19 protein-coding genes are annotated in these 20399 nt (G+C 61.0%); 7 read left to right on the plus strand and 12 right to left on the minus strand.

Features of this window, described 5'->3' with window-relative positions:
- Nucleotides 1–9 precede the first annotated feature (9 nt).
- Nucleotides 10–603, minus strand: a complete 594-nt coding sequence (locus RG540_RS10465; RefSeq protein ID WP_038587447.1) for a LysE family translocator — start codon at nt 601–603, stop codon at nt 10–12.
- Nucleotides 604–777: 174 nt separating this feature from the next.
- Between RG540_RS10465 and RG540_RS10470 the strand changes: the two genes are divergently transcribed.
- Nucleotides 778–1620 carry an aldo/keto reductase gene (locus RG540_RS10470; protein WP_038587450.1) on the plus strand — a complete coding sequence of 281 codons (843 nt, stop codon included), beginning with the start codon at nt 778–780 and terminating at the stop codon, nt 1618–1620.
- A 73-nt stretch (nt 1621–1693) separates the two neighbouring features.
- Here RG540_RS10470 and ilvN read toward each other — a convergent pair whose 3' ends face one another.
- Together ilvN and RG540_RS10480 are read right to left on the minus strand one after the other, a co-directional pair.
- A complete protein-coding gene (gene ilvN / locus RG540_RS10475) occupies nt 1694–2266 on the minus strand; it encodes an acetolactate synthase small subunit (RefSeq protein WP_038543428.1) in 573 nt (190 codons plus the stop codon).
- A 50-nt stretch (nt 2267–2316) separates the two neighbouring features.
- Complete coding sequence (locus RG540_RS10480) at nt 2317–4074, minus strand: acetolactate synthase 3 large subunit (protein ID WP_244446669.1); 1758 nt, start codon at nt 4072–4074, stop codon at nt 2317–2319.
- 449 nt (nt 4075–4523) lie between these two features.
- Between RG540_RS10480 and RG540_RS10485 the strand changes: the two genes are divergently transcribed.
- Nucleotides 4524–6641: an ATP-binding protein gene (locus RG540_RS10485; protein ID WP_038587456.1), complete on the plus strand. Its 2118-nt coding sequence runs from the start codon at nt 4524–4526 to the stop codon at nt 6639–6641.
- Nucleotides 6642–6648: 7 nt separating this feature from the next.
- Here the strand turns inward: RG540_RS10485 and miaA are convergent, their stop codons facing one another.
- Complete coding sequence (miaA, locus tag RG540_RS10490; RefSeq protein ID WP_038587458.1) at nt 6649–7539, minus strand: tRNA (adenosine(37)-N6)-dimethylallyltransferase MiaA; 891 nt, start codon at nt 7537–7539, stop codon at nt 6649–6651.
- Between miaA and serB the strand changes: the two genes are divergently transcribed.
- The 4 genes from serB (at nt 7540) to RG540_RS10505 (ending at nt 9646) form a co-directional block, all read left to right on the plus strand.
- Complete coding sequence (serB, locus tag RG540_RS10495) at nt 7540–8433, plus strand: phosphoserine phosphatase SerB (RefSeq protein WP_038587461.1); 894 nt, start codon at nt 7540–7542, stop codon at nt 8431–8433.
- 86 nt (nt 8434–8519) lie between these two features.
- Nucleotides 8520–8717 (plus strand): BrnT family toxin, encoded by a 198-nt coding sequence (locus RG540_RS31620; protein ID WP_244446670.1) that lies wholly within the window; start codon nt 8520–8522, stop codon nt 8715–8717.
- 36 nt (nt 8718–8753) lie between these two features.
- Entirely contained in the window at nt 8754–9041 is a 288-nt protein-coding gene (locus tag RG540_RS10500; RefSeq protein WP_038587463.1) for a BrnA antitoxin family protein, read from the plus strand.
- A gap of 23 nt (nt 9042–9064) precedes the next feature.
- The gene (locus tag RG540_RS10505; protein WP_038593504.1) at nt 9065–9646 is read left to right on the plus strand and encodes a GNAT family N-acetyltransferase; all 582 of its coding nucleotides are present in this window, start codon (nt 9065–9067) and stop codon (nt 9644–9646) included.
- Nucleotides 9647–9663: 17 nt separating this feature from the next.
- On the opposite strand, the gene RG540_RS10510 is transcribed toward RG540_RS10505, so the two are convergent.
- The 6 genes from RG540_RS10510 to RG540_RS10535 form a co-directional block, all read right to left on the minus strand.
- Nucleotides 9664–11310 (minus strand): Do family serine endopeptidase, encoded by a 1647-nt coding sequence (locus RG540_RS10510; protein ID WP_038587467.1) that lies wholly within the window; start codon nt 11308–11310, stop codon nt 9664–9666.
- Between the two features lie 222 nt (nt 11311–11532).
- Complete coding sequence (gene hflC / locus RG540_RS10515) at nt 11533–12483, minus strand: protease modulator HflC (RefSeq protein WP_038587470.1); 951 nt, start codon at nt 12481–12483, stop codon at nt 11533–11535.
- Nucleotides 12480–13577: an FtsH protease activity modulator HflK gene (gene hflK / locus RG540_RS10520; protein WP_038587472.1), complete on the minus strand. Its 1098-nt coding sequence runs from the start codon at nt 13575–13577 to the stop codon at nt 12480–12482. Before hflK ends, hflC begins: the two co-directional genes overlap by 4 nt.
- A gap of 140 nt (nt 13578–13717) precedes the next feature.
- On the minus strand, nt 13718–14248 hold the full coding sequence (locus RG540_RS10525) for a dihydrofolate reductase (RefSeq protein ID WP_038587475.1): 531 nt from the start codon (nt 14246–14248) through the stop codon (nt 13718–13720).
- Nucleotides 14245–15039, minus strand: coding sequence for a thymidylate synthase (locus RG540_RS10530; protein ID WP_038587479.1), 795 nt, complete (start codon nt 15037–15039; stop codon nt 14245–14247). Before RG540_RS10530 ends, RG540_RS10525 begins: the two co-directional genes overlap by 4 nt.
- A 100-nt stretch (nt 15040–15139) precedes the next feature.
- A complete protein-coding gene (locus tag RG540_RS10535; protein WP_038587482.1) occupies nt 15140–16033 on the minus strand; it encodes an NAD-dependent epimerase/dehydratase family protein in 894 nt (297 codons plus the stop codon).
- Nucleotides 16034–16285: 252 nt separating this feature from the next.
- Between RG540_RS10535 and RG540_RS10540 the strand changes: the two genes are divergently transcribed.
- Nucleotides 16286–18187 (plus strand): multicopper oxidase domain-containing protein, encoded by a 1902-nt coding sequence (locus tag RG540_RS10540; RefSeq protein ID WP_038587485.1) that lies wholly within the window; start codon nt 16286–16288, stop codon nt 18185–18187.
- A 71-nt stretch (nt 18188–18258) separates the two neighbouring features.
- On the opposite strand, the gene RG540_RS10545 is transcribed toward RG540_RS10540, so the two are convergent.
- Nucleotides 18259–19608 carry a sensor histidine kinase gene (locus RG540_RS10545; RefSeq protein WP_038587488.1) on the minus strand — a complete coding sequence of 450 codons (1350 nt, stop codon included), beginning with the start codon at nt 19606–19608 and terminating at the stop codon, nt 18259–18261.
- Nucleotides 19595–20272 carry a winged helix-turn-helix domain-containing protein gene (locus RG540_RS10550; protein WP_038587491.1) on the minus strand — a complete coding sequence of 226 codons (678 nt, stop codon included), beginning with the start codon at nt 20270–20272 and terminating at the stop codon, nt 19595–19597. The genes RG540_RS10545 and RG540_RS10550 overlap by 14 nt, the downstream gene beginning before the upstream one ends.
- Nucleotides 20273–20399 lie beyond the last annotated feature (127 nt).

Raw genomic sequence — 20399 nt, forward strand, 5'->3', positions numbered from 1 at the left:
TTGTCTCCCTCACTTCAACATCGGCCAGAGGCTTGCGACAAGCAAGAGCGCCATGGTGATGTTGAACCATTTCAGCCGCGCCGGCACCGACAACCATTCGCGCAACGCCGAACCGAAACCGGCCCAGGTCGAAACGCTCGGCACGTTGACGGCGGCGAACGCCAGCCCGACGAGCATCACGGTCGGCAGGTAATATTCCGGGTTCGTATAGGTCGCCATGGCCGTGACCGCCATGACCCAGGCCTTCGGATTGACCCATTGAAAGGCCGCCGCGCCAATAAACGTCATTGGTGCGGCACCCGTCTTGCCATCCGAGAGACTGCGTGACGTGCCGATCTTCCAGGCGACCCAGAGCAGATAGGCGCCGCCGGCGAATTTCAGGGTCGTATAGACGACCGGCACCGAATGCAGCAGCGCGCCGAGGCCAAGGCCGACCGCGATCAGCAGCGACAGAAAACCGATACCGATGCCGAGCATATGGGGAATTGTCCGCGTAAAGCCGAAATTTACGCCCGATGCGAACAGCATCATATTGTTCGGCCCCGGCGTGATCGAGGTGGTGAAGGCGAACAGGACGAGGGCCAGAAAGGTCTCCAGCGACATATTTTCTCCTAACGCCAATCCGCCCCGGTTATCTCGACCATCTCGTTTCCCGGATGGCCTGTCTTTTCGTGATAAGATCGTTGGACATGATCTTCAAGCGGAACTTGGCAGCTTCAATCGAAGCCATATCTGAGTAGGATGGACTTCTCCAGACGCGACAGATCGAGGCCCGCTATGTCCGACATCCCGACAGTCACCCTGCCCTCCGGCATTTCGGTCCCGGCGCTCGGCCTCGGCACATGGCAGATGGGCGAGGACAGCCGCAAGGCCGAGGCAGAGATCGAGAGCCTGAAGCGAGGCCTTGATCTCGGCCTGACGTTGATCGACACGGCAGAAATGTATGGCGAGGGCGGCGCCGAGAAGATTACGGCACAAGCGATCGCCGGCCGGCGGGACCAGGTGTTTCTGGTCAGCAAGGTCTATCCCTGGAACGCCAGCCGCAAGGGTGTCGTCGAGGCCTGCGAACGCAGCCTCGACCGGCTGAAGACCGACCGGCTCGACCTCTATCTCCTGCATTGGCGCGGCGAACATCCGCTGACCGAAACCGTCGCCGGTTTCGAGGAACTGCGCCGGGCCGGCAAGATCGGCGCCTGGGGCGTCTCCAATTTCGATCTCGATGACATGCTGGAACTGATGGAGGTGCCGGATGGCGGAAACTGCGCCGCAAACCAGGTGCTCTACAATCTCTCCCGCCGCGGCATCGAATACGATCTTCTGCCCTGGTGCCAGGAACGCGGCATCCCGGTGATGGCCTATTCGCCGATCGAACAGGGCCGGCTTGCCAGAAGCGGCGAACTGATCCGCATCGCCAAGGCCTATCAGGCGACGCCGGCACAGGTGGCGCTCGCCTTTCTCTTGGAGCGCGACGGCGTCATCGCCATCCCCAAATCCGCCAATCCTGACCGCGTCGCGGAAAACGCCGAGGCGGTCGACCTGGATCTCAGCGAGGCGGACTGGACGGCCCTCGACGCCGCCTTCCCGCCACCGTCGCGCAAGGCGCCATTGGCGATGATCTAGTCGAGATCAGGCGTTCGACGTTTCGCCATCAGCGTGTCGAACGCCCGCAAGACATCGCTCTCCGCCCGACCCGTTACATCCCCTGCGGACCGCGGTTCATCGCCGCGATCCCGGTGCGGCAGACTTCAACCAGGCCAAGCGGCTTCATGATCGCCACGAACTGGTCGATCTTGGAGGATTTGCCGGTGATTTCCAGGATGAAATGCTCGACGGTCGCATCGACGACCTTGGCGTGGAAGGCATCCGCGAGCCGCAGCGTCTCGGCGCGGTGGTCACCTTGGCCGACAACCTTGACCAGCGCCACCTCGCGCTCGATTGGCCGTTCCTGGCCGAGTGCATAGGCACGAACCGTCAGGTCAACGACCCGGTGCACCGGCACGATGCGTTCGAGCTGCGCCTTGATCTGTTCGAGCACCGTCGGCGTGCCGCGCGTGACGATCGTGATGCGGGATAGGTGAGCTTCATGTTCCGTTTCCGAAACCGTCAGGCTCTCGATATTGTAGCCGCGGCCGGAAAACAGGCCGATTACCCGTGCGAGGACACCGGGTTCGTTGGCGACGAGAACCGAAAGCGTGTGGCTTTCGGCTTTCGCCGTCTCGGGAGCGATGAAGTAGGCAGATCCAGTCGGTTGCTGATGCGCATTCATTATCTTAGGTCCATTTCCTCAGAAATTTGTTGAAGGATGTGCAGCCCGCCTTAGACGAGCTGGCGACCCTTGGCATCGATGGCATTGGCAACCGCTTCATCTGTGGCTTCGTCCGGCAGCAGCATCTCGTTATGCGCCTTGCCCGAGGGGATCATCGGGAAGCAGTTGGCGAGATTGGCGACGCGGCAATCGAAGATCACCGGCTTCTTGACGGCGATCATCTCCTCGATCTTGTCGTCGAGCTCCTTCGGATCGTCGCAGTAGATGCCGACGGCGCCATAGGCTTCCGCGAGCTTGACGAAGTCCGGCATCGCTTCCGTATAGGAGTTCGACAAGCGGTTGCCGTGCAGCAGCTGCTGCCACTGACGGACCATGCCCATGTACTGGTTGTTCAGAATAAAGATCTTGACCGGCAGGTTATGCTGGATGGCGCAGGACATTTCCTGGATGCACATCTGGATCGATGCGTCGCCGGCAACGTCGATGACGAGGGCGTCCGGATGCGCCACCTGAACGCCGATCGCCGCCGGCAGGCCATAACCCATGGTGCCGAGGCCGCCCGAGGTCATCCAGCGGTTCGGCTCCTCGAACTCGAGGAACTGTGCCGCCCACATCTGGTGCTGGCCGACTTCCGTGGTGATGTAGGTGTCATGCCCCCTGGTTGCCTCGAAAAGGCGCTGCAGCGCATATTGCGGCATGATGACATCGTTGGAATGCTTGTAGGAAAAGCTCTTGCGAGCCCGCCAGCGGTCGATCTGGCTCCACCATTCCTCGGTCTGCGCCTTGGCCGGCTTCTTAGGCAGGGCGCGCCACAGGCGTATCATGTCTCCGAGAACGCTGCCGACATCGCCGAGGATCGGGATGTCAACATGTACGTTCTTGTTGATCGAGGACGGATCGATATCGATATGGACCTTGCGCGAATTCGGTGAAAATGCATTGAGGCGGCCGGTAATACGGTCGTCGAAACGGGCGCCGATGCAGACCATGACGTCGCAGTCATGCATCGCCATGTTCGCCTCGTAGGAGCCGTGCATGCCGAGCATGCCGAGCCAGTTCTTTCCGGAAGCCGGATAGGTACCGAGCCCCATCAGCGTCGAAGTGATCGGGAAATCGCTGATCTCGACCAGCTCGCGCAGCAGCCGCGAGGCTTCCGGACCGGAATTGACGACGCCACCGCCAGTGTAGAGGATCGGCCGGCGCGCCGAGGCCATCAGCTCGATGGCCGCCTGGATAGCGTTGATGTCGCCCTGGGTGCGCGGCTGATAACTGGTGTTCTGGGCGATCTCCGGCTTCGGCGTATAGGTGCCGGTCGCAAACTGGACGTCCTTCGGGATGTCGACGACGACCGGACCTGGCCGCCCGGTCTGGGCGATGCGGAAGGCCTCGTGGATGATGCCGGCCAGTTCGTTGACGTCCTTGACCAGCCAGTTGTGCTTGGTGCAGGGCCGGGTGATGCCGACGGTGTCGCATTCCTGGAAGGCGTCCGAGCCGATCAGCGTCGTCGGGACCTGACCCGAGAGGCAGACCAGCGGAACCGAATCCATCAGCGCATCCTGGAGCGGGGTGACGGCATTGGTGGCGCCTGGACCGGAGGTCACCAGCATGACCCCGACCTTGCCGGTGGAGCGGGCATAACCTTCGGCCGCATGGCCGGCGCCCTGCTCGTGGCGCACGAGAATGTGCTGAATGTCGTCCTGCTGGAAGATCTCGTCATAGATCGGCAGGACGGCGCCGCCCGGATATCCGAAGATATGTTCGACGCCATTGTCCTTCAGAGCCTTCAGGACGATCTCCGCGCCAGTCATCCGGTTATCTGGCATCTGATCATCTGGCATCTGGTTGTTCGTATCCGTCATTGTCTTGGTCCATTCGCTGCTGGATTTTTACCGGCGGCTCCTCCGAGCCGGATTGAAGGCATAAAAAAAGGCCCCTAGGAGGAGCCTGTCTTTCCGCGCATGGGTGGCTATCGCCGGACGGTTACACCGTCCTGCCCATGCGCGTTCCCACCACAATAAGAGCGATCGAGATCTTCATGGCGCGAAGTGTTAGCCAGATAAATGTCGTTCGTCAACGTGGGCATGCGCCAAAAATCGTCATCAGTCTGATTTTGCTGCTCCGTTTCCACGCATTCGGCCGCGCGCTTTCCTACACGAGTTGTTAAGGCCGGCACAATATAGTCCTCCTGTTTGGAGGGTAGCGACCCGACGGACGAGCCTTGACCCGATCCGCCACCCCCAATGATAGGGGCCAGAGTTTGTTGAACAACGATCTGCAACGTTCCGCATCTGCAGGAGAGCAGGATCGTCGCGACGTCCAAAGGCCCGGCAACCGCATGCTTGGCCGCGTCGTCGCCTGCACCGGCTCGCACGCCACCATTTCCGCCGTTGCCGAACACGGCGAGACCGATCTTACCGAACTGTGGTCCGTCGGCCGGCTGATTTCCATCAGCGTCGGCGAAAACCGCGTCGTGGCACTTGCCTATGCAATGCAGACCGGCGGCAAGGAATGGAGCGAAAACGGCAACACCAGTTTCCACATCGAGGCCGAGCTGCTCGGCGAGGTGCGCAAGGGACCCGATGGCCGCGACGAGTTCACCGGCGGCATTTCGTGTTATCCCTATCTCGGCGCGGTCGCGCACCGTATTCGTGCCGCCGACCTTTCCCGTATTTATGATACCGGCAAGAACGAAACCTGCGTGATCGGCAAGCTGACTCAGGACGACACGATCGACGCAGCGATCCATATCCCGTCGATGCTGTCGAAACATTTTGCCATCGTCGGCTCGACCGGCGTCGGCAAGTCCACCGCCGTCTCCCTGCTCCTTCACAAGGCGATCGAGACCGACCCGAAGCTGCGCGTCCTCATTCTCGATCCGCACAACGAATTTGCCGCAGCCTTTCCCGATCACGCGGTCGTCATCGATACCGAAACGCTCGACCTGCCTTTCTGGCTGATGCGGCTCGAAGAGTTTTCCGAAGTGGTTTTTCGCGGTCGTCCGGCCGTGGCCGAAGAACTGGACATTCTGCGCGATCTCATCCCGGATGCGAAACGCGCCTTTCGCGGCAACGAAACGTCGCTGATGCGCCGCTCGACCGAAAAAAGCTCGGTAACTGCCGACACGCCCGTTCCCTACCGCATGGCGGACCTCCTGGCGCTGATCGACGAACGTATCGGCCGCCTGGAAGGCCGCGGCGAAAAACCCTTCCTGCGGTCGCTCAAGATGCGCATCCTGTCGGCGATCAACGATCCGCGCTATCACTTCATGTTCTCCAACAATACGATCAACGACACGATCATGGAGACGATCGCCTATATCTTCCGCATTCCCGGCGACGACCGGCCGATCTCGACCTTCCAGCTCGCCGGCATTCCCTCCGAAGTCGTCAATTCCATCGCCTCGGTCCTCTGCCGTATGGCGTTCGAGCTGGCGCTCTGGAGCAATGGCGCCATCCATATGCTCGTCGTTTGCGAAGAAGCCCACCGTTATGTGCCGGCCGACCGAGAACTCGGTTTCTTCCCGACAAGGCAGGCCATCTCGCGCATCGCCAAGGAAGGCCGCAAATACGGCGTCTCGCTCGGCGTCATCACCCAGCGTCCCGGCGAACTCGACCAGACGATCCTGTCGCAGTGCTCGACCGTGTTCGCGATGCGACTGTCCAACGACCGCGACCAGGAAATCATCAAGTCGGCGATCCCGAATTCGTCGATTTCGACGACCAGTTTTCTGTCGTCGATCGGCAATGGTGAGGCGATCGCTTTCGGCGAGGCGATCTCCGTGCCAATGCGCATGCGGTTTTCCCGCGTCGAAAAGAAATACCTGCCCAAGGCCAACGGTGTCGCCGACAAGGGAACTGAGGACACGCCGGATACGGTCGATCTGCGCACCGTGATCGCCCGCATGCGCGCCGTCAGCGGCCCGGATATTTCCGCCTTCCAACAAAGCTATGCCACGACGACGGCGCCCTTTCCGGAAGGCGCTTCCGATGCCCGGGAGGACGCGGATGACGATTTCCCGCCGGCAGGTGATGCCGAACTCGATCGCTGGAACCGGGAGATCCGCTCGACCGGCCATGTGACGATCAACCCGACACCGCCCATGGCGACCAACCCTCAGCTGGAACCCTATCGGCCGGAAATGCTGCCGCGCGCGGCGGCACCCGAACAACCCCTAGCGCCCCGCCCCGACCGTTTCGCAGAACTGCGCCGCGACCGTCCGCCTGAGCCGCCGCCCTACCAGCCCGCGCCTCCGACATTCCAGCGTCCGCCGGCGCCCGAAGGCGCGCCGCGCCCTAACCCGCTGCTCCGGCGCGAAGGATCGCTGCGCGAAAGCCTGCTGAAGAAACCGCTGAGCAGCCTTTACGACAAGGACTGAGCAGGTCTCAGGCCAGCCGCTCCCAGCTTTCGTCCATCTGGTTGCGAAACCAGGTCATCTGCCGCTTGGCATATTGGCGGGTCAGTGCCGAGCTGCGTTCGATAACCTCTTCCCGGCTGATGCGGCCTTCCAGCATCTCGGCGATCTGCGCAACACCGATCGCCTTCATGACAGGCAAGTCGGGTGCGGGACCGAGCGCCAGCAGCGCCCTCACCTCATCCACGGCCCCAGTCTCCAGCATTGCCTCGAAACGGCGGTTGATCCGTTCCTGCAGCAGCTTTCTGTCTGGCAGGACGACAAGCTTCTTCGCCCTCGAAGGGTCGATCACCATCGGCCCCTGCCTGCCCTGAAATTCGGTGATGGAGCGACCGGTCTCGGTCAGAACCTCCAACGCCCTGACGATCCGCTGCCCATCCTTTGGCTCCAGGCTTGCCGCTACCGTCGCATCGCGTGCCGAAAGCTCCGCATGCAGCGCCTCGGGGCCTTCCTCCTTCAGGCGCAGGCGCACTTCACAGCGAACATCCTGCGAGATTTCCGGCATGTCGGACAGCCCGCCGGTCAGCGCCTTGAAATAAAGCCCGGTACCGCCGACGAAGACCGGCAGTCGGCCCTCGCGCTTCAGTTCCGGCAGAAGCGCCGTCACGTCCCGCAGCCACTCCCCGGTGGAATAGGCGCGCGTCGCCGGCACATGCCCGTAGAGCAGGTGCGGCACGCCCTCCATCTCGTCCTCCGCCGGTCGCGCCGTCAGGACCCGCAGCGTGTCGTAGACCTGCATGCTGTCGGCATTGATCACCACACCGTTTTTCTCGCGCGCCAGGCGCAATGCAAGCGCCGACTTGCCGCTGGCCGTCGGCCCGGTTATCAGGATCGCATCAAAATTGTCGATAAGGTCGCTCATATGGCTTTCGTTGCCACGCTCATTGCCCATCCGTCAAACCCAGTTCTCACGCAAAAGCTCGGAGAACAAGCGGCGGAGGCAGTGAAAGCCTCGGGCCTCTACTGGCTGGCGGATGGTATCGCCTGCGATATCGCGCTGCGCGACGGCACCGATCTGCAGACAACCGAGGCCGATCTAAGGGCTCTCATCGGCAGCGCGCCCATCGATCTCGTGATCCAGGACGCGGATACGCGTCGCAAGAAATTCCTGATCGCCGACATGGATTCGACCATGATCAGTCAGGAGTGCATCGACGAGCTTGCCGACGTCGTGGGGCTGAAGGACAAGGTCGCGACGATTACCGCTCGCGCCATGAACGGCGAGATCGCTTTCGAACCCGCGCTTCGCGAGCGCGTCGCACTTCTGAAGGGCCTGCCTATCACCGTGGTCGACGACGTCATCGCCAAGCGCATTACACTGACATCAGGCGGGCCGGAACTGATCGCCACCATGAAGGCCAAAGGCCATTACGCCGCCCTCGTGTCGGGCGGCTTTACCGTCTTTACCAGCCGCATCGCCGCGACCCTCGGCTTCGACGAGAACCGCGCCAACATCCTCCTCGAAAACGATGGCATTCTCACCGGTGAGGTTGCCGAACCCATCCTCGGCAAACAGGCCAAGATCGACGCGCTTCTCGCCATCGCGGAAAAGCTCGGCATCTCCCCGGAAGACACGATCGCCGTCGGCGACGGCGCCAACGACCTCGGCATGCTCGGCATCGCCGGCTCCGGCGTCGCGCTGCACGCCAAGCCCACCGTTGCCGCCCAGGCCAAGATGCGCATCGACCACGGCGACTTGACCGCCCTGCTCTATATCCAGGGCTATCGCAGGACGGATTTTGTTGAGGTTATCTGACAGCTCTTCCCATTGATGTTTACGTATCTGTATGTACAATAGGGATCGTCATTCCCAGGTTCGAATGGGATCCGCAAAAGGCTCGGATCAATAAGGCCAAACACGGCGTCTCTTTCGAACTTGCAGAGCTTATCTGGGACGATCAGGTTCACATGATCATTCCTGATGCAATCTACGATGGCGAGGAACGGTGGTTGGCAATCGGATCGGTCGGTGCTGTTAAGTGTTGGTCGCGGCTCATGTCTACCGCGACACCGATTTCGGTGAAGTCGTCCGTATCATAAGCGCCCGAAAAGCAACTGTTCACGAGAGGAGACGTTATGAGCACGAAAGGTCTTGACGATAGACGCGGCAAAGAGCTCGACGCCCTCGAAAAGCTCCCCGACGATGAAATCGACACAAATGACATATCGGAAATCACCGATGAGCAATGGCGATTGGCTAGGCGCGGTGATCTCTATCGCCCTTTGAAGAAGTCAGTGACGATTCGCCTGGATGCCGATGTCATCGAATGGTTTAAAGAGCATGCGACAGGCAGCGGCTACCAGACCGAGATAAACAGCGTGCTTCGCCAACACGTCGCGCAGCAGGAAAAGAAGTCCGCCTGAAATTGCGCCAAGATATGTCTCCCATGATCATCCTCGAAACCGAACGCCTGCGCCTCAGGAGCTGGATCGACAGCGACCGTGATCTCTTTCGCGAGATCAATTCCGATCCGAAGGTCATGGAATTTTTTCCGTTCCGCCGCACCCACGAAGAGGCGGATGCATTTCTCGTCAAGCTCAACGACACGATCACCGAGACGGGGCTCGGTTTCTACGCGCTGGAACTGAAGGAAACGCAGGAGCCCATGGGTTTCTGCGGCCTTTCCCTCGCCAACATGCCGGATATCTTTCCGCTGCAAACGGTGGAGGTCGGCTGGCGGCTGGCGACCCGGTTCTGGGGCAACGGTTATGCCACGGAGGCAGCACGCGCCCTGCTCGACTTCGCTTTCGGCGAAAAGCATCTCGACGCGGTCGTCTCCTTTGCGGTCGGTGAAAACAGGCGATCGACCGCGGTGATGAAACGGCTCGGCCTGCACCGGATCACCGGTATGGATTTCGACCATCCGCGGGTGCCGGATACGCATCCGCATCTGAAACCGCATGTGGTCTATGCGGTCACACGCGACGAATGGCATCGACAGAAGACGGCCGCGGGACGCACCCGCTGACCGCCTCGCTCTTGAGCTTACTCCAGCGGCAGCGCCACGAAGCGCAGGTTGCCGGAAGGATCGGACACCATCACATGCGCGTTGCGGCGGCCTTCGGACTTCAGCACAGCGATCCGTTTCACGACGTCGGCGGGGCTTTCGACGAAGTCCTGCGCCACCTCGACCACGACCTCGCCGACCTTCAGCCCCTTCTGAGCGGCGGGCGAATTCGGCGCGACGGCCGTGATCACCACGCCCTCGACGCTTTCGACAATGCTGAAGCTCTTGCGGCGGTCCTCGTCGAGCACGGCGAGCGTCATGCCGAAGGCTGCAGCAGGATCCTGGCTGAGCTCGCCCTTCTGGTCGCCGGGCGCATTGTTGTTGGGCGCCTTGTTCTCGCCCTGGCCTTCCGGCAGGGCCGGCTGGTCGTCTTCCTCCTGCGGCTCGGCGCTGTCTTCGAGGCGGCCGAGCGTCACCTTGACGGTCTGCTGCTTGCCGTCGCGCAGGATCACCACGTCGACTTCCTTGCTCACCGGGCTTTCCGCCACGATGCGCGGCAGGTCGCGCATCTCGTTGACTGCCTGGCTGTCGAAGCTCAGGATCACGTCGCCGGCCTTGATCTCGCCGTTCTTGATCGGCCCGCCGCTGACCACGCCCGACACCAGCGCGCCACGTGCCCGGTCGAGACCAAGGCTTGCCGCGACGTCGTCGGTTACTGGCTGGATGCGCACGCCGAGCCAGCCGCGACGCGTCTCGCCGAATTCGGTCAGTTGGTGCACAACATTTTCGGCGAGTTCCGTCGGCACGGCGAAACCGATGCCGATCGAACCGCCGGAGGGTGAAATGATCGCCGTGTTGATACCGATCACCTCGCCGCGCATGTTAAACAGCGGGCCGCCGGAATTGCCCTTGTTGATCGCCGCATCCGTCTGAATGAAGTTGTCATAGGGACCGGCATTGATATTGCGGCCACGCGCCGAGATGATGCCCAGTGTCACAGACCCGCCGAGGCCGAACGGGTTGCCGATCGCCATCACCCAGTCGCCGATCCGCATGCGGCGGGAATCGCCGAAACGCACAGCCTTCAGCGGCGCCTTGGGCTCGACCTTCAGCACCGAAAGGTCGGTCTTGGTGTCGGTGCCGACCAGCTTGGCCTTGAGCTTCATGCCGTTCGGAAAAATCACCTCGATGTCGTCGGCACCTTCGATGACGTGGTTGTTGGTGACCACGTAGCCGGAGGGATCGATCACGAAGCCGGAGCCGAGGGAAGAAACCTTCTGATTGCCGTTCTGCTTGCCCTGGCCATCGAAGAAGTCCTCGAAAAACTCCTGGAATGGCGAGCCCTCCTGGATCTGCGGCTGTGGGCCGGCACCCTGGTCCTTGACGCTCTGCGATGTCGAGATGTTGACGACGGCATCGAGCAGGCCCTCGGCGAGATCGGCGATCGAGGCCGGGCCGCCGCCTGCCATCGGCCCTGGAGCCGGAGGCGGATTGATGCTCGGCGACGGTGTCGGCGGGGCCGGCAGCATGACGCCGGGAGAACCGGCGGCGGGCGGATTGGCATTCTGCCCCGGAGCAGCAGGGACCGGTGTCTGGGCAATCGCCTGCAAGGGTGCCGCCAACACGGCAAAAGTTGCCGCAAGCGTGACGGTGCGCTTGAAGGTCGATCGAACCGAATGGGCCATCTGGCGTCCTCGCTGTTGGATTGTCCGCATCACCCCGGAAGAGCGGTCTCGACCCGGGCAGGCTATAGGAACCTTTGAATCGGGCGGAGTTTCGGCAGAGCATAGGGCGGAATGACGACGGTGGAAATTACCTTTTCGTGAGGATTGCACCCTCTGCCCGTCACGCCTGTGGACGGTCTTGTTATGAAAGGGGCGGCTTTTGCGCCGCCCCAGTCTGTCGGATCAGTTCGCCGGCGCTGCAGGTGCAGCAGGCGATGCCGGCCGTGCAGGTGTCTGGATAGGCGCAAGTGCCTGGCCTGCGGACGAGTTGAAGAACCGGAAGAATTCCGAATCCGGCGACAACACCAGCGTCGTGCCGTTATCGGCAAGTGCGGCCACATAGGCGCGCATCGTGCGGTAGAACTCGAAGAAGGCCGGATCGCGCTGGAAGGCCTCGCCGAAGATCTTGTTGCGCTCGGCATCACCCTGACCGCGCAGGATTTCCGAATCCCGCTGCGCTTCTGAGACGAACTCGACGACCTGACGGTCGGCAATGGCACGACGCCGCTGCCCCTGCTCGTTACCACGGGCGCGGATCAGTTCAGCCTCGGCAAGACGCTCGGCCTTCATGCGCTGGAAGGTCTGCTGAGAGACTTCCTGGGTGAGGTCGGTGCGGCGGATACGAACGTCGCGGATCGCAAGCCCCAGGGTTTCCGCCGCAGCAGTGAGGTCGGTGCGAACCTCCTGCATCATCGAGGAGCGCTCGTTGGAGAGTGCCGCGTCGAAATTGCGCAGACCGTAGACACGGCGCAACGCTGCATCGAGGCGGGTGCGAAGCCGCGATTCGGCCGAATCGCGATCACCCGAGACCGTTTCCCGGAAGAGGCGCGGATCGGCGATCGAATAGACGACGAAAGCGTCGACTTCATAAAACGCACCACCACGCACCTGTACGCGGATATTGTCGAGATCGAAGCGCAAAGCCCGGTCCTCGACATACTGGACACGATCGGCATCCATGAAGGCAAATGGCAGCTTGAAATAGATGCCAGGCGCGCGCTTGACGTCCTGGATCTCACCGAAGCGGACGACGACTGCCTGTTCGCGCTCGTTGACCACGAAAACCGACGAATAGATCAGCACGAGGAGAACGGCGAGGCCGATCAGGATTGCGGGGAGTCGATTGGAGTTCATCGTGTGCCTCCCTGGTTCGTCTGCGGCTTGATCATCTCGTTGAGCGGCAGATAGGGGACCACGCCGTCCTTGTTGTCCAGAATGATCTTGCGGGAATTCTTCAGCACCGTTTCCATGGTTTCGAGGAAGATCCGCCGGCGCGTCACTTCAGGCGCGTTGGCATATTCGTTGTAGATCGAGACGAAGCGCTGCGCCTCGCCCTGCGCTTCGTTGACGACCTTGTCCTTGTAGGCGGATGCCTCTTCACGGACCTGGGCTGACTGACCGCGCGCCTGACCGAGCTTCTGGTTGGCATACTGGTTCGCCTCTTCGACGAAACGATCCTCGTCCTGTTCGGCGCGCTGTACTTCTTCGAACGCATCGGCCACTTCACGCGGCGGAGCTGCATCCTCGATCGGCACGGCATTGATGGAAAGGCCCGAGCCGTAGGTATCCATCGTACCCTGGATGATATTGCGCACTTCGGTCGAGATGCCTTCGCGGTTGTCGCGGAAGATGTCCTGCGCCGGGCGGCGGCCGACGACTTCGCGCATGGCGCTTTCGGAAACCTGCTGCAGCGTCGAGGCCGGGCCTTCGAGGTTGAACAGATAGGCCTTCGGATCGGTGACGGTGAACAGGACCGAGAACTGCACATTGACGATGTTCTGGTCGCCGGTCAGCATCCAGCCGGCATTGGAGCTGGAGCCCCGCGCCGCGCCGATATTCTGCTGCTGTTCGGTGACCTTGACGATCTCGACGGTTTCGAGCGGCCAAAAATGGAAATGCAGGCCAGGCATTGAGATTTCATCCTTCGGCCGCCCGAAACGCAGTTCGACGCCACGCTCGTCCGGCTGAACGGTGTAGATGGACTGAAAGGCGAGGAAGGCGAAAATGACGATGATTACGATCGCAAAGGCGCCGCCGTTGAAGCCGCCGGGCATCATGCCGCGCAGCCTGTCCTGACTGCGCCTTATGATGTCTTCGAGGTCCGGCGGCCCGCCGCTTCCCCCGCCGCCGCGCGGGCGGTTCGGTCCCTGTCCCCAGGGCCCCTGATTATTACCGCCACCGCCGCCCCAAGGGCCACCGCCGCCACCATTCTGATTGCTCCAGGGCATCAAAACCTCTTTGTTCGTATTCGCTCCCAAGCCGCGACCCTGCCGTGCGGCATCGATCTGGCTATTGCCCGTTATAGGGATGGGGAGGCCCGCTTTCAACGCAGGTTCAATAACTTCCCGTTCAACGGTAACGAAATGTTTCAGTTTGTCGCGGCTCGACGGACATAAGTGGCGAAACGGGTCGGATAGCTGTCCTTCTCGCCGGCCGGAACCGCTATCTCCTCCACCTTATCGAAGAGATCCGGATCGATGGGCGGAAAGAGCGTATCGCCGTCGGAAATCCCGGTTTCGACATGGGTGATGCGCAGCATGTCGGCGATCCCGATCGCCTGCGCGTAAATCTCGCCACCGCCCAGCACGAAGATTTCGTCCGAACCGGTTTCCTGCGCCCTGCGGCCGGCAATCTCAATGGCTTCGTCAAGCGACGCAGCCACATCGACGCCGTCATAATAAAAATCCGGGTTGCGGGTGACGATCACATGCGGCCGACCCGGAAGCGGCCGTCCTCCGAAGGAATCAAAGGTTCGGCGCCCGACGATGACCGGCTTGCCCAAGGTCAGCGCCTTGAAGCGCTTGAGATCTGTCGAAAGCCTCCAGGGCATGTCACCATCGCGGCCGATGACGCCGTCCTGCGAAACCGCGGCGATGATGACGAGGCGAGGCCTGCTCACACCGCCACCGCCGCCTTGATATGCGGATCGGCCTCATACCCTTCGAGCGCAAAATCCTCGAAGCGGAAGGAGAAAATGTCCTTCACTGCGGGATTGATGCGCATCGTCGGCAGCGCCTTGGGAGTGCGGGTCAGCTGCAGCTTCGCCTGCTCGAAATGATCCGAATAGATATGCGTATCGCCGAGCGTGTGGACGAAGTCGCCGGGCTTCAGGCCGGTGACCTGCGCCACCATCATCGTTAGCAGCGCGTAGGAGGCGATGTTGAAGGGCACCCCGAGGAAAACGTCGGCCGAGCGCTGGTAGAGCTGGCAGGAGAGCTTGCCGTCCGCGACATAGAACTGGAACAGGCAGTGGCAGGCCGGCAGCGCCATGTCGTCGAGCTGGCCGACATTCCAGGCCGATACGATATGCCGGCGCGAATTCGGATTGACCTTGAGGCCCTCGATCAGCTGCGAGATCTGGTCCACATGGCTGCCGTCGGGGGCGGGCCAGGAGCGCCACTGGTAGCCGTAGACGGGCCCAAGCTCGCCCTTCTCGTCGGCCCATTCATCCCAGATCGAAACGCCGTTCTCTTTCAGGTAGGCGATATTGGTGTCGCCCTTCAGGAACCACAGGAGCTCGTGGATGATCGATCTCAGATGCAGCTTCTTGGTCGTGAGGACCGGAAAACCTTCCGCGAGGTCGAAGCGCATCTGGTGGCCGAACACCGAGCGGGTGCCCTTGCCGGTCCGGTCGCCCCGGTCGGTGCCGGTTTCCATCACATGCCGGAGAAGATCGAGATATTGTTTCATGGGGTCAGGCCGCCGATTCCATCGTCATGGAATCATATAGTAGCACAGCTCGGCACGACCAATCTCGTTTGACGGCTTTCCCCTGTTTTAGCGATGCGGATCAGTCGGAGACGTAATTCCGCCAGTTGTGATTTTCGGCAAAACCCAACACCTCCCGGATCTTGCGGTTGCTGATCGGCGCCTCGAATTCGCCGATCTCGCCGGTGATCGGCGTTCCGGGCGCCCAACGCTCAAGGAAGGATCTGGTCGGCTCGCGCGCCGTGATCGTGTCGTTGACCGCATTGAAGACCTGGAAGCCCAGCCCGTCCTTTTCAACGCACAGATGCACGATCTGGCCGAGATCGCGGGCATCGATATAGCTCCAGGCATTGCGCTTGCGCGACGGCGGGTCCGCCAGGAAGCCGGGGAAGCGGCTGTAGTCCTCCGGCGAGATCACGTTGCCGATCCGCAGCGCATAGATATCTGCGCCGAAACGCATGGCGAAGGCCCGCGCCGTCTTCTCGTTGACGACCTTGGAGAGACCGTAGCTGTCCATGGGATCGACATCGTAATCCTCGGTGAGTGGAAACGAATGATAGTTCTTGTCGCCTTCGGCGAAGCAGACGCCATAGGTCGTCTCGCTGGATGCAATGATCACCTTGGAGATGCCAAGCTTCATCGCCGCTTCGATGACATTGTAGGTGGAGATCGTGTTGGCCGAAAACGTCGCGTTGTCGGGCCGCATCAGGATGCGCGGCACGGCGGCGAAATGCACCACCGCATCGACGGGCGCCGGCCCCTTGCCGCTTTCCAGCCCCTTGAATCCGAAATGCATGGAAAGCGCATTGAAAGTCTCGCCGCCGTCCCTGAGATCGGTAATGAGAGTGTTGACGCCGGGGCAATCGAGCGGCACCAGGTCGAGGTTGAACACCTCATGCCCTTGCCCAAGAAGATACGGCACGACATGCCGTCCGGCCTTGCCGCTGCCGCCGGTGAATACGATCCGCTTGCCCATGACCGCGCCTCCTCAAATCCCATCCGGGCCCTGTCGCGACTGTCGATATCGTCCGCCTGCCTTTTGCGAGCCCGGTATCGCCAGCCGAAAACGACCTGTCTGGGTCGATGATGAAGCATGGCACCGCCAGCCCGTCAACGTCGATCACGCAAAAGCAGAACGCCTGAAATACGCCTGGAAGCGTTTGACCTTCCAACGCTGGAAACTTGTAGCGTCCGCTCCATCTCGTGACTTCGCGATGTGGAGGAAGCCATGTTCATCCAGCCAATCGATTACCTTCTCTTCGTCTGGTTCATCCTGGCTGGCCTCAGCACTCTGTACGTTGCCTGGGACCAGTTCAGGAACAATCCCGAACCGGCGGTGATGAAATGGGGCTTCATCCTCGTCACGCTCTACCTCGGGCCGATCGGCCTGCTTCTCTACATCCTGGCGGACAAGGAACCTGTGCCCGGAACGCATGAGGAGTTCATCAAGCCGCTGTGGAAGCAGGGGATCGGCTCCACCATCCACTGCGTTGCCGGCGACGCCACGGGCATCATCATCGCCGCCGCGATCACTGCTCTTCTCGGCCTGCCGATGTGGATCGACATCATCATCGAATACATTGCCGGTTTCACGCTCGGCCTGTTCATCTTCCAGGCTCTGTTCATGAAGAACATGATGGGCGGCTCCTATTGGCAGAATGTCCGAAATTCGTTCATGCCGGAATTCATCAGCATGAATGCGATGATGGCCGGGATGGCTCCGGTCATGGCGATCCTGATGATGGGCCGCGACATGAGGGCCATGTGGCCGGGAGAAATGCTCTTCTGGGGCGTAATGGCCCTGGGCATCGGGGTAGGTTTTGCGATCGCCTACCCGTTCAATGTCTGGCTGGTCGCCAAGGGACTGAAGCACGGGCTGATGACGGAGAGAGGCCAAATGGCCGGCGACATGCATGGGCCGCACCGGCAGGAGGGCGCACATGCCCACGAAGACGAGCACCGACAAGAGGAAGCCAGCAGCCATCAGCATCACGGGTCGGGGCAAGATCACCCAAACCGTGCATTCGCCCCTACCCGCGTCCAGATCGCTGCGATGGCCAGTTTCACGTCGATCATGCTGGTCGCCGGCTTCGCCTATCCGTTCACCAGGGTGAACATGCATCTGAGCGCCCACGATGTCGGGAGTGCGATCATGGCCCCGGGGATGATCATGGCGTTCGATACGCCCGGCGACGCGATGCGCGACATGGCGGCTGTCGATCCGCGTCTCACGAGTTTTCAGGCGCGGGAGACGGCGATTGGCGGCGAAGTCCTTCAGCCGCGCATCGAGGGCGACGTCAAGGTCTTCGACCTGACTGCCTCGGTGATCCGATGGTCGATATTGCCTGGCGAAACGGTGGAGGCTTATGCCTACAACAATCAGGTTCCGGGCCCGACCTTGCGGGTCGCGGAAGGCGACAAGGTCCGGATCAACGTCACCAACCGGCTGCCGGAAAGCACGACCGTCCATTGGCACGGCCTGATCCTGCCAAACGAAATGGACGGGCCGGCCCAGATCACCCAGAAGCCGATAGAACCGGGGCAGACCTTCACCTACGAGTACACGGTCGGGCAGTCCGGCACATATTTCTACCACACGCACGACCATGTAGATCGGCAGCAGTCCCTTGGCCTCTACGGAGCACTGATCATCGATCCCAAGGATGCGGCCAATGAAATTCCTGCCGATCTCGAATATACGATGCAACTTCAGGAATGGGTGAAGCGGGAGTGGCTCACATATCCCGCCATGCCGATGGAAGGCGCCCTGCCCAACTTCTTTACGATCAACGGGAAATCTTATCCCGCAACCGACACGATCAGGATGAAGGTCGGGCAGAAATTGAAGGTGCGCTTCGTCGGTTCACACACGACGGCCATCCATCCGATGCACATTCACGGAGGCCCGTTCGAGGTCGCTGCGCGTGACGGCGAGACGCTACCGCCGCCAGCCCGTTATCTGGCTGATACGGTCAACGTTGCTCCCGGACAACGGTATGATGTCATATGGACCGCCCAGCGGCGGGGCAAATGGCTCGTCCACTGCCATATCCCCCACCACACGACCAACAACAATGTCGAGGTCGATGGCGGTGGCGGCTTGATGCTGGTGATCGATGTGCAACCGTGATTGTTTCAGGTCGACTTCGCCCACGCTGATCGCGCCCATATCAGCGGGATCATGCCGCACGCGGAGCAGCCTCAGATGCTGCGAAACAGGATAACCACGGACAGTCCCGGCGCATTGTCCAGCAACTCGACCTTCGCACCATGAAGCTCTGCAATCGCTTTTACGAGGCTGAGGCCAAGACCTGATCCGACAGTGGTTCTGCTTTTTTCCAGCCGATAGAAGCGATCGAAGACCCGCTCCCGCTCTTCCGCAGGAATGCCTGGGCCGTCATCGGATACGCTCAGGCAGATCGCGCCACCGCGATGCGTCAAGCCCAATGTGATGGTGGACCCGGACGGGGTATGACGGAGCGCGTTGGCGAGCAGATTGGCCAACATCTGCCTTATCAAATCTGGATCGGCGCGAACCTGACATTCCTCTCCCGCTTCCTGTATACGAAGCTCGTAGCTGGCCTCCGCGGCGATCACGTCGTAAATGTCGTAGATGTCGCGGACCAGCGCCGTGAGATCGATTGCCTTGAAATGGGCAGTCCTGTTGCGGGCCTCAATCTGAGCAATCCTCAGGAGTGCGTCGAACGTGTTCGCTATCGCAGTCAGTTCAGCGAGAGCGGCTTCTACCGCATTTTTGGCCTCTTCCATTGTTTCTGCTTGCAGGGCATCGTCCAGAATGAGGAACGTGCGACCGATGGGCGTCTTCAGGTCATGAGCAACGTCCGTTGTTACTTGGTGCAAGGTGGCGACGCTCGCCTCCAGACGCTCCAGCGCAACGTTGACCTCCGACGATAGCATGTCGATCTCCTCCATCCTCGACGAGACCGGCAGTCGCCTCGCAAGCTCGCCGCGTCCGATGGCATGAGCGGTTTGAGACAGCTCCGAGATCCGCCGACGAGTGCGATATCTGAGGACGACGGCTCCGCCCAGTCCGACTGCAAATACGATTGCGGTCGCCCACCCGAAGCTGATCAGCACGATCCGAGCCAGTTCATCGGTGTCGCCGTAGCTGATGCCGACCGTCAGGTCGTTCCCGTCGAGCTGGCCCCTGAACAGCTTGTAGTTGGCATCGCTTTGATGCTGATCTTTCGGCCTCAGGGTGGAGAAGCCTTTTGCAACGCCTTTCAGTTCAGCGTTTCCGGCAATCAGCGCTCCGGGTGAATTCCGGAGCGTGTAGATCGTCTCTTCGCCTCGGATCGCCGGACCATGGCTGTTGATCATGCTGACTGCGCCTGGGAGACCGCGAGCCTCGTAGGCTGACCCGATTTCCCTGTATCGCTCCATAACGTTTGCGTTGAGCCGGTCGTCGAGAAAATTCAGCACCATCTGGTAGGCGATGACGTTGGCTGCCAGGTAGGAGACGACAAACAGCGATATGTAGAGGAAGGCAAGCCGGACAGCCGTGCTCTTGAAGAAGCTACCGCCGCGCATGCAGGCTATAGCCGGTGTTGCGCACGGTGTGCAGGAGCGGGAAATCGAACGGTTTATCGATCTTCGACCGCAACCGGCTGATATGAGTTTCGACCACGGAGCTCTGCGGATCGAAATTGAAGTTCCAGATCCTCTCCAGAAGCATCGTTTTGGTAAGCACCCTTCCCTCGTTTCGCATCAGAAGCTCCAGCAGCGTGAATTCTCTCGGCAGCAGTTCAAGAAGCACCCCAGCCCGTTCGGCAGTTCGCTTGACCAGATCGAGTTCAAGATCACCGACGCGCAACTTCGTCTTCTCCGCAGCCATTGGCGGACGCCTGAGCAACGCGTTGATCCTCGCCGTCAGCTCCGAAAAGGCGAAAGGTTTTACGAGATAATCATCGCCCCCGGCTTCGAGACCCTCAACGCGGTCATCGACACCGCTCATGGCCGTGAGGAAAAGAACCGGGGTTCGGACGGAGGCTGCGCGAAGGCTCTTTACGAGCGTCAGTCCGTCTAGAGCTGGAACCATCCGGTCTACGACCATCACGTCGTAGGAAGCATCGAGTCCGGCCGTCAACCCATCCCTGCCATCGACAACCCAATCCACGACATGTCCAGCCGACGTAAAACCTTTGACGATATAGCTGGCCGTCTTCTCGTCATCTTCTATGAGGAGGATTTTCATGGGGCTTCCGGTTTGTAGAGCGGTATTTTAGTCAGGCGCTCTGCGATGCTCCAAGCGGCACAATTCAGGTTTTGTTGCGGCAGGATCTCAGCCCCGCCTAACCCGTGACAGCCGCGGCGGCAAGCTG

It is taken from the genome of Neorhizobium galegae bv. orientalis str. HAMBI 540, from assembly GCF_000731315.1.
GTDB lineage: Bacteria > Pseudomonadota > Alphaproteobacteria > Rhizobiales > Rhizobiaceae > Neorhizobium > Neorhizobium galegae.

Coding starts and splice junctions, on each gene's coding strand:
- serB (WP_038587461.1), top strand. CDS start 7,540: ATGGCTTTCGTTGCCACGCTCATTGCCCATCCGTCAAACCCAGTTCTC.
- hflK (WP_038587472.1), bottom strand. CDS start 13,577: ATGCCCTGGAGCAATCAGAATGGTGGCGGCGGTGGCCCTTGGGGCGGC.
- RG540_RS10535 (WP_038587482.1), bottom strand. CDS start 16,033: ATGGGCAAGCGGATCGTATTCACCGGCGGCAGCGGCAAGGCCGGACGG.
- RG540_RS10545 (WP_038587488.1), bottom strand. CDS start 19,608: ATGCGCGGCGGTAGCTTCTTCAAGAGCACGGCTGTCCGGCTTGCCTTC.
- RG540_RS10550 (WP_038587491.1), bottom strand. CDS start 20,272: ATGAAAATCCTCCTCATAGAAGATGACGAGAAGACGGCCAGCTATATC.
- hflC (WP_038587470.1), bottom strand. CDS start 12,483: ATGAACTCCAATCGACTCCCCGCAATCCTGATCGGCCTCGCCGTTCTC.
- RG540_RS10480 (WP_244446669.1), bottom strand. CDS start 4,074: ATGACTGGCGCGGAGATCGTCCTGAAGGCTCTGAAGGACAATGGCGTC.
- RG540_RS10505 (WP_038593504.1), top strand. CDS start 9,065: ATGATCATCCTCGAAACCGAACGCCTGCGCCTCAGGAGCTGGATCGAC.
- RG540_RS10510 (WP_038587467.1), bottom strand. CDS start 11,310: ATGGCCCATTCGGTTCGATCGACCTTCAAGCGCACCGTCACGCTTGCG.
- RG540_RS10465 (WP_038587447.1), bottom strand. CDS start 603: ATGTCGCTGGAGACCTTTCTGGCCCTCGTCCTGTTCGCCTTCACCACC.
- RG540_RS10470 (WP_038587450.1), top strand. CDS start 778: ATGTCCGACATCCCGACAGTCACCCTGCCCTCCGGCATTTCGGTCCCG.
- RG540_RS10500 (WP_038587463.1), top strand. CDS start 8,754: ATGAGCACGAAAGGTCTTGACGATAGACGCGGCAAAGAGCTCGACGCC.
- miaA (WP_038587458.1), bottom strand. CDS start 7,539: ATGAGCGACCTTATCGACAATTTTGATGCGATCCTGATAACCGGGCCG.
- RG540_RS10530 (WP_038587479.1), bottom strand. CDS start 15,039: ATGAAACAATATCTCGATCTTCTCCGGCATGTGATGGAAACCGGCACC.
- RG540_RS10540 (WP_038587485.1), top strand. CDS start 16,286: ATGTTCATCCAGCCAATCGATTACCTTCTCTTCGTCTGGTTCATCCTG.
- ilvN (WP_038543428.1), bottom strand. CDS start 2,266: ATGAATGCGCATCAGCAACCGACTGGATCTGCCTACTTCATCGCTCCC.